This window comes from Clostridium sp. DSM 8431 (genome assembly GCF_900116755.1).
Classification (GTDB): domain Bacteria; phylum Bacillota; class Clostridia; order Clostridiales; family Clostridiaceae; genus Clostridium.
Genome location: NZ_FPBY01000170.1, coordinates 1 through 7,061, shown reverse-complemented (window position 1 = coordinate 7,061; position 7,061 = coordinate 1). Strand labels below are relative to the sequence as shown.

Annotated in this window: 5 protein-coding genes, 1 pseudogene and 1 riboswitch; of the genes and pseudogenes, 4 read left to right on the top strand and 2 right to left on the bottom strand. The window is 29.4% G+C overall.

The window, feature by feature from the left end; translation table 11 throughout:
• Nucleotides 1-162: pseudogene (locus tag BM384_RS17435) on the top strand (IS5/IS1182 family transposase); the annotation flags it as partial.
• Nucleotides 163-303: 141 nt separating this feature from the next.
• On the opposite strand, the gene BM384_RS14060 reads toward BM384_RS17435, so the two are convergent.
• Together BM384_RS14060 and BM384_RS14055 are read right to left on the bottom strand one after the other, a co-directional pair.
• Complete coding sequence (locus tag BM384_RS14060) at nt 304-1,653, bottom strand: M28 family metallopeptidase (protein WP_090014512.1); 1,350 nt, start codon at nt 1,651-1,653, stop codon at nt 304-306.
• 64 nt (nt 1,654-1,717) lie between these two features.
• The gene (locus BM384_RS14055; protein ID WP_207650729.1) at nt 1,718-1,999 is read right to left on the bottom strand and encodes a hypothetical protein; all 282 of its coding nucleotides are present in this window, start codon (nt 1,997-1,999) and stop codon (nt 1,718-1,720) included.
• Between the two features lie 193 nt (nt 2,000-2,192).
• Between BM384_RS14055 and BM384_RS14050 the strand changes: the two genes are divergently transcribed.
• The 3 genes from BM384_RS14050 to BM384_RS14040 all read left to right on the top strand — a co-directional run.
• Complete coding sequence (locus tag BM384_RS14050) at nt 2,193-4,376, top strand: Tex family protein (RefSeq protein ID WP_090014509.1); 2,184 nt, start codon at nt 2,193-2,195, stop codon at nt 4,374-4,376.
• A gap of 22 nt (nt 4,377-4,398) precedes the next feature.
• A riboswitch (FMN riboswitch) is annotated at nt 4,399-4,515 on the top strand.
• A 106-nt stretch (nt 4,516-4,621) separates the two neighbouring features.
• Nucleotides 4,622-5,215, top strand: coding sequence for an ECF transporter S component (locus BM384_RS14045; protein ID WP_090014508.1), 594 nt, complete (start codon nt 4,622-4,624; stop codon nt 5,213-5,215).
• A gap of 232 nt (nt 5,216-5,447) precedes the next feature.
• On the top strand, nt 5,448-7,061 hold a 1,614-nt coding region (locus tag BM384_RS14040), incomplete at its 3' end, for an SH3 domain-containing protein (RefSeq protein WP_175537398.1).

The following is a 7,061-nucleotide window of genomic DNA, read 5'->3' as shown; positions in this document are numbered from 1 at the left end:
AAATCAAAGGAACGTTATAAAATAGAAGCAAAAAATAGTGAATTAAAGCATAGACATAGATATGATATAGCATCATCTTCAGGTCTAATTGCCATGAAAATGCAAGGTGCGTTAGCAATATTCACGGTAAATGTTAAAAGAATATTGAAGTTATTAGGATAGAAATCCTAATAAAGCACAAAAAACTAAACAAAAAGGGAGTTAATGTAACTAAAATTTATTAGTTTAATTAACTTCTTTTTGATTTTGGAATAGCGCACTAGAAAAACTTAAAGTTTTTCAGTGCCCTCCAGGTATGAAGTCTCATTTTTCTTTAGCCTTTTTTCTTTTTATAAGTCCATAACAAACCAATACTGAAGTATAGCATATAAGTAAAATTAATGTTCTATTGTCATAGAATAATAAAAACACATCATTATAAGACAAATTAAAAACTTCTTTATTAACAACATCATAGACCGAATCAAGTGCATTTTCTGATATTTTATCAGAGGTGTCATTTGGAGTGTGAATATTGCTTAAGTCACAGTGTGATACAGTTATAGCATCAAAGTTGTTATTTATAAAAGAAGCATGGTCGCTTGAATCAGCAAAACATTTGTCTAACTCTAAATTATTTGATTCACAAATATTTCTTAGATCCTTTAATAGAGGAGAATCAGTATTACATGAGTCTTTTCCACTCATTAAAGTTATAGGATAATTATCAATGCCAACCATATCGAAATTTATTACAGTTGCTCCCTTAAACCTATCTTTGTATTTTGAAGCAAAAGCTTCAGACCCCTTTAAACCAAGTTCTTCAGCATTTAATGCTATGAATATAATATCTCTTTTTGGTATTCTTAGTGATGAGTAGTTTTTTGCAAGTTCTAATAAAAAGGAAATACCAGAAGCATTATCAAGAGCTCCAGGATAATAATTTCCAAGAGAATCTTCTCCAACATGATCAAAGTGTGCTGTTAGTATTAATGGAGGTAGATTTTTTGAATATCCCTCTATCATTCCAACAACATTAAAGATTTCTTCCTGTGATGTAGTATAAGGAAGATCCACATCTAAAATAGCACCTTCTCTTAATGAATCTAGAATTTTAGAAAAAGTATTAGTTGAAATTTGAATAACAAATCCATATTTAGAATCTTCATAAAAAGAACTTCTAAAAGAAAAAGTTTTATCTAAATTAACGTAAAACAAATATTCTATATTATCTTTATATATAGAAAAACCATTAGAAAATATATTAATCTGATCATCTTTTGTAAATTGAATAGAAGATTTCTTAAAGCTTAAAAAATCTTCCTTAAAATCTTTTCCTAAAGTAAATTCAAATGAACTGTTATCCTTGTTAATTAGCTTAAGTGAAGATTTTTCACAAGTGTACTTAGGAATAGTGGTAGAAAACTTATCTTCATAAGAATCATCTAATGGCTTTAATTTTAAATCTTTAAAATTATTTTCTATTTTCTTAGCTAATAAAGTATTTTGGGAGCTACCAGCAAGACGTCCTTTAAATTCTTCAGAAGAAATATAATCTATATTTTTTTTAATATTAGAAGAATCAAATTTTTTATAAGATAATCTACAACATATACATGCCACTAATAAGAAAATCGATGTTAGTGTAATTAAATTATAAATTTTTCTTTTCATAATACATCCTTATATTCGTGATTTACTTAATAATATTAAAATAATAGATATATTATGATTAGATTTATTTAGGACTTTTATAAAGCATGTCCATCAATGCATAAACAATTGTAAAAAGCAGTGCTGCATAGATAACATTGTTTAAAGAATTATTAAGTTCATACAGTACAAGACCTGCAGAAGTAGCTATTAATATTACATAGTTAAGAAATTTGTTTAGATTTGATTTACTTGTACATATTACGGCTGTAGAAGAAAATACAGTTAAAATTACTGTAATTAAAGCGAGTACATTTTTTATTGTTTTTGTAAAGGTAATTATTCTGAAATAATCTAAAACTAACAATAGAATTAGTATAATAAGAGACAGAGACACTGCCTTTAAAAGAAGTTTATTCATTTATCATCACCTACTGTAAAAAAATTACAGTTTAAATTATAGCAGAAATGGGTAGGTTTTAAAAGAAGAGGGAGTTATTTATTAAAAATGAAAAAAAGTTTATAATAAAAGTGTTATTTAGAAAAATGGGAGGATGATTATGATTAATATAGAAGATAGATTATCAAAAGAACTTGGATTAAAGCTTAATCAAGTTAATAATGTTATAGAGATGCTTGATGAAGGTAACACAGTACCTTTTATAGCTAGATATAGAAAAGAAAGAACAGGGGGACTTTCTGATGAAGTTTTAAGAAAATTCTCAGAGAGATTAACATATTTAAGAAATTTAGAAGAACGTAAAAGTGATGTTTCAAGACTTATAGAAGAGCAAGGTAAGTTAACAGAAGAAATTACTAATGCTTTAAATAAGGCTGAAACTCTAACTGAAGTTGAAGATATATATAGACCATATAAACCTAAAAAAAGAACACGTGCTACTATAGCAAAAGAAAAGGGATTAGAACCTTTAGCTAATTTAATTATTAGTGGAATTTTTAAAGGTGACCTTAATGAAGAAGCTAAAAAGTATATTAATAAAGAAAAGGGAGTTGAAGACTCAGAAGATGCAATAAATGGAGCTTTAGATATTCTTGCAGAAGCTATATCAGAAGAAGCTAAGTTTAGAAAACATATTAGAGAAATGGTTATGAAAGAAGGAACTATTGAATCTAAGGGTGGATCTGAAGAGGCTACTCCTTATGAAATGTATTATGACTATAGTGAAGAAGTTAAAAAGATACCTCCACATAGAATTTTAGCTATAAATAGAGGAGAAAAGGAAAAAGTACTTTCTGTAAAAATAGTTATTAATGAAGATAAGGTTATAGGGTACTTAGAAAAGGAATTACTAAAAGGGAACTCTATTACTGATGAAAAGATTAAGCTTGCAATTAAGGATGCTTATAAGAGATTAATATTCCCATCTATAGAGAGAGAAATAAGAAGTGAACTTACTGATAAAGGTGAAGAAGGAGCTATAATGATATTTAAGGAAAACCTTAAATCTCTTTTATTGCAAGCACCTATAAAAGGTAAGACAGTTATGGGATATGACCCTGGTTTTAGAACTGGATGTAAGGTTGCTATATTAGATAGCACAGGAAAGTTCTTAGAAAATGTAGCTGTATATCCAACCCTTCCAAAGAAAGATATTGAAGGTACTAAGAAAACTTTAAAAGCACTTATAAAGAAATATGATGTTGATGTTATATCTTTAGGTAATGGTACTGCTTCTAGAGAATCAGAAGAGGTAATTTCAGAAATGCTTAAAGAAATAAAAGAAGAAACAGGAAAAGAATTAGCTTATGTAATAGTATCAGAAGCTGGTGCTTCAGTTTATTCAGCATCAGAGCTTGCTACAAAGGAATATCCAGATTTAGATGTTACAGTAAGAGGTGCTATTTCTATAGGAAGAAGACTTCAAGACCCATTAGCTGAACTTGTAAAAATTGATCCTAAAGCTATAGGAGTTGGGCAATATCAACATGATGTTACTCAAAAAAGATTAGAAGAATCTTTAAAAGGTGTAGTTGAAGATTCAGTTAACAAAGTAGGGGTAGATTTAAATACAGCCACTCCTTCACTTTTAACATATGTTTCTGGAATTAACTCTTCAATAGCAAAAAATATTGTTGAGTATAGGAATGAAAATGGTGGATTCAAAAGCAGAAAAGAATTATTAAAGGTTAAGAGACTTGGACAAAAAGCTTTTGAACAATGTGCAGGATTTTTAAGAGTTGCAGAAAGTAGTGAACCTCTTGATAATACTTCAGTCCATCCTGAATCATATAAAGAAGCAAAAAGACTTATTGAAATTTTAGGATACTCTAAAGAGGACCTAAAGAATAAAAAACTTGATGATATAGAAGAAAGAGTTAAAGAAAAAGGTCTTAAAAATATTGAAAGTGAAATAGAAATTGGAGAATTAACATTAAAGGATATAATTAAGGAATTACAAAAACCAGGAAGAGATCCAAGAGATGAAATGCCTAAACCAATTTTAAAAACAGGTGTAATAGATTTAAAAGATTTAATGCCAGGAATGGAACTTATGGGAACAGTAAGAAATGTATCTGATTTTGGTGCCTTTGTTGATATTGGAGTACATCAAGATGGATTAGTTCATAAAAGTCAAATGGCAGATAAATTTGTAAGACATCCTTTAGATATAGTTAAAGTTGGAGATGTAATTAAAGTTAAAATTATTGATGTTGATATGAAAAGAAAGAGAATAAGCTTAACAATGAAAGATGTCGCAAAAAAATTAATAAAAAGTATATAATAGAATTATCAAAAAAATATGAGGATATCTTCAGGGCGGGGTGCAAATCCCCACCGGCGGTATAGCCCGCGAGCTAAGTTTTAGCAGATTCGGTTAGATTCCGAAGCCGACAGTATAGTCTGGATGAAAGAAGGTAATATATCAAAATGTAAATTGATTTTTGTAATTTGTACCCCTGACTTTATTATAGTCGGGGGGTTATATTTTGATTAATACCCTAGAAGATTACTTGGGGAGGGATAAATTTGAATAGTGAAACAAAAAAACTTGATAGGTCTATCAAAATTTCGGTATTAGGAGCAATTGCATTTATATTAATGTTTATAGAAGTGCCAGTAATACCTTTATTTCCATGGTTAAAAATGGATTTGAGCGAAGTTCCAGTACTAATGGGTGCCTTTGCCTTTGGTCCATTATCAGGAATTGTTATTGAAATTTTAAAGTTAGTATTACATTTGCTTATAAAAGGAACATCTACAGGAGGAATAGGAGAACTTGCAAACTTTTTAGTTGGAGCAGCTTTTATATTACCAGCATCTATTATTTATAATAAACATAGAAGTAAAAAAACAGCTATCATAGGTATGATTGTTGGTGCTCTTGTTATGGAAGCAGTGGGTATAATTTCTAATGTATATTTATTATTACCAGCTTACGGTATGCAAATGGATTCAACTTACTTAATGAAGTATGTAACAATAGGACTTTTACCTTTTAATGGAATAAAAGCGGTAGTTGTATCAATAATTACATTTATTTTATATAGAAGAGTTTCTACATCAGTATTTAAGGTTCAATCAAATTTTGGAGATAATAAGAAAATAGAGAATAGAGTATAATGAAAATGACTTCAATATTATAAAAATGAATAATATTGAAGTCATTTTTTCATTATAAGAAAGTATATGACTTTAATAACTCTGACATGGCTAAAAAAGTATTTCTTACATGGAAAAGTGATTTCTAAGCTACTTTTTTATTATTTTTAAGATAAAAAGTCTGAATAATGGATATATTATGGTATAATGGAAGAAGTGTAATAGTGTATCATGATTAAGAGGAGAATGAATAATGAAAAAGAGAGAAGTATTAAAGTTAATAGTTGCATCGTCAGCAATAGCAGGAAGCGTGGGGTTATCAGGAAACGTTGTACAAGCTGATGAAATTGATAAGAATATAAATAATGATGTTAAAAAGAATGATACATCAGAGGTTAGTTTACATACTACAGGAAAAGTAATTAATGTAAACAGTAATTTAAGGGTTAGATCAGATGCAGGAAATGATTATGACACTATAGGATACGTTTATAATGGTCAAGAAATTAAAATATTATCAGAAAAAGGAGATTGGTATAGAATTTCTTTTGAAGATAAAGAAGGATATGTTTCAAAAAATTATATAAGTATAGAAAATAATCAGGTATCTACTGCAGAGGTAGGAACTATTGAAAATAAGCAAGATACTCTACCAAATACTAAAAAGGGAAGAGTTATTAATGTAAATAGTCAACTAAATATAAGACAAACAGCAGACGCAAATTCTATCTCATTAGGTACACTAAAGAATGGAGATACATTTGAAATTATATCAAAAGTAGGTGACTGGTATAACATAAAGAGCCAAGATACAGTAGGCTTTATATCAGCAAAATATGTTCAAGAAATTACAGGAAATGAAACTACTATAGATGATGTTATACAAACAATGACAGAATCTCATGAAGAGACTAAAGCGAGAAGTTCATTAGTTTCAGAAAGTGGTGTTGTAGTCAATGTGGCAAGTAACTTAAGAGTTAGAAGTGCGGCATCAACATCATCAGAAGCAATAGGATATTTATTAAATGGACAAGGTGTATCTATCACAGGAGAAGAGTCTGGATGGTATAAAATAGATTTTAATGGTCATACTGGCTATGTATCAAAAGAGTATGTACAAAAGGGAAATGCTTCAAGCCAATCAGCAGCTACTGAAGAGGCTGATAGTGGAAATGGACAAGTAGTAAATGTAAGCAGTACATTAAATATAAGATCAGGAGCAGGAACAGGAAGCTCTGTAGTAGGATATTTAAGAAATGGTGAAATAGTAAATATTATAGGAAAACAAGGCAATTGGTATCGTATAAATTATAATGGTACTACTGGATACGTATCAGCAGATTATTTACAAAAAACATCGGCACAAACTACTAATTTAGTAGTTGTTTCTACTGAATCAAATGTAAGCAAAGCAGGACATGTAGTAAATGTAAGTAGTACATTAAATATAAGATCAGGAGCAGGAACAAACTATGCTGTATTAGGACATTTAAGAAATAATGAAAATGTAACTATATTAGGAAAAGAAGGCAATTGGTATCGTATAAGCTATAATGGCACAAATGGATATGTATCAGCAGATTATATAGAGGAAGGTGCAGGGGCAAGCAGTAATTCAGGAGATAGCTCAAGCACAAGTAAAGCAGGACATGTAGTAAATGTAAGTAGCACATTAAATATAAGATCAGGAGCAGGAACAAACTATGCTGTATTAGGACATTTAAGAAATGGTGAAAATGTAAGTATACTAGGAAAAGAAGGTAATTGGTATCATATAAGCTATAATGGCACAAATGGATATGTATCAGCAGATTATATAGAGGAAGGTGCAGGGGCAAGCAGTAATTCAGGAGATAGCTCAAGCACA